At 60.3% G+C, this 1,697-nt stretch carries 3 protein-coding genes; all 3 read right to left on the bottom strand.

Annotated elements, in window-relative coordinates; all coding sequences use genetic code 11:
- On the bottom strand, positions 1-707 hold a 707-nt coding region (locus ACP99_RS18285), incomplete at its 3' end, for an amidohydrolase family protein (RefSeq protein ID WP_156105802.1).
- Positions 708-730: 23 nt separating this feature from the next.
- Positions 731-1,078, bottom strand: a complete 348-nt coding sequence (locus ACP99_RS18280; RefSeq protein WP_197052518.1) for a SpoIIAA family protein — start codon at positions 1,076-1,078, stop codon at positions 731-733.
- Positions 1,079-1,176: 98 nt separating this feature from the next.
- Positions 1,177-1,697 (bottom strand): cation diffusion facilitator family transporter (locus ACP99_RS18275; protein ID WP_156105801.1); only part of this gene is annotated, 521 nt, incomplete at its 5' end.

Genomic DNA, 1,697 nt, shown 5'->3' with positions numbered 1-1,697 from the left:
CCCCCGTTCGACCGCGCCATCGTGTTGCTAGCCTCAAGTTCGAGCAGGTGGGTGTGAACGAGCAGGTCTGGGTACTCAGTGGCGAGGGAAGCGGTGCGCTCCCACAGTTCTCGGGTACACGACCAGTCGTCGTGGGGGCAGATGGTCGCCCGGATGCGGCCGTCGTACGTGTCGTGGTACTCCCCGATGAACGTGCGAGCACGGGCGAACTGTTCGTCGACGGGGACATCCCAGAAGAGATCAGAAAGTGCCAGCCCGAAGAACCCGCGGAGGCCCGTCTCGCCGAACGTCTCTGCGCCAGCGCTCGGGCGGACGTCCTGTGAGTTAACGGTTGTGACACCGCCGGTGAGAAAGTTCAGGGCGGCGAGTTCGTACCCCGCCTCGGTGAGGTAGTCGTACTCGCCGTCCGCGATGTGACCGAAGATGGCTGTCATGCTGCCCATCATCTCCAGCAGGTCAAGGTCGCTGAACGCGCCGATCAGCGGCGTCAGTTCGAGGTGCGTGTGGGCGTTGACCAGCCCCGGCATCACAAGCTTGCCGTCGCCGTCGATGACGCAGTCGGCCGCGATGTCCGAATCATCATCACGAGACGGTCGTACTTCCGTGATGCGACCATCCTCTACGAGTACCGTTCCGCACTCGTAGAGCCGGTTCCTGTCGTCGACCGTGAGCACGTATGCGTCGTAAATCGCGATACTATCAAACATTTGTTATACTTGTTGGGTGGTCTCTAATCAAGATTTATATTGTTCATCGTCACCCAGTCGAGCGCCTGATTGCGTTCCGATAGGTCGTAGTAGCGCATCTCATTCGGGGCGACCGGCCAGACGGGCATGATAGCGCGCCACTGGTAGTAGAGCAGTTTCGCCCAACGAGAATCACCGACCGCAGCATACCGGCCAATATTAAACTTCGACCCGGTTCGCAGGTCGGGGAGGATACCGTGCAGGTGTGAGAGATACGTCGACAGCGTCCACCCTGTCGTCTCCTCGTAGACGTGCACTGTACCATGCTGTTCCGTCTTCTCGACGAGTAGCTCGTAGAACTCGCGGTACCCGTCCGCACTACCAGTCCCCATTCGAATTGCCACTACGTCGTCTTGCGTCGCCTCCAGTATCTCGAACATCGACGAGGACGATCGGTCCGTACTTCTGAACGCGGGTGGAGTGTGGGCAGTCATTGGTGGGAATGCGCGTTGAGATGCGTGCGTCGGTTCTCCGAGTCGGGGCACAGCTCCACGGTCGCGTGATCGACACCGTGGTGGGTGAGTTCCTCGTGAGCACGTTGGATCACAGACTCGACGTCGGCCTCAGCCTCGTCATCTGTTTCGAGATGGGTCGTCGCGACGGTGAGCTGGCTGCAGACCTGCCAGGCGTGGAAGTCGTTGACTGCTTCGACACCCTCGATCGCACGAAGATGCTGGCGGGCGTCCTCGGTGTCGAGGGGTGTCCGATGGAGGAAGATCGCACCACTTCCCCGCAGAACCTTGCCGGCCGACCACGTCACAAGCACAGCGATTAGTGCAGCCGTGATCGGGTCGATGATCCGGAGGCCGGTCAGTTCGATCACAAGCGTCGAGACGATCACGGCGAGTGAACCGCCAGCGTCGCCGAGCAAATGGTAGAACGCCCCACGTTCGTTGAGACTCATCTCACCACCCTGCAGGACGTACACTGAGCCGATATTGACGAGAAGGC

This window comes from Halobellus rufus, from assembly GCF_000739575.1.
Taxonomy (GTDB): Archaea; Halobacteriota; Halobacteria; order Halobacteriales; family Haloferacaceae; genus Haloquadratum; species Haloquadratum rufum.
The sequence above is the reverse complement of the archived record's forward strand: the minus strand, read 5'-3'. Positions and strand labels throughout refer to the sequence as shown.

Excerpts from the sequence above, each read along its gene's own strand:
- ACP99_RS18280 (WP_197052518.1), bottom strand. The coding sequence starts at position 1,078 with ATGGGGACTGGTAGTGCGGACGGGTACCGCGAGTTCTACGAGCTACTC.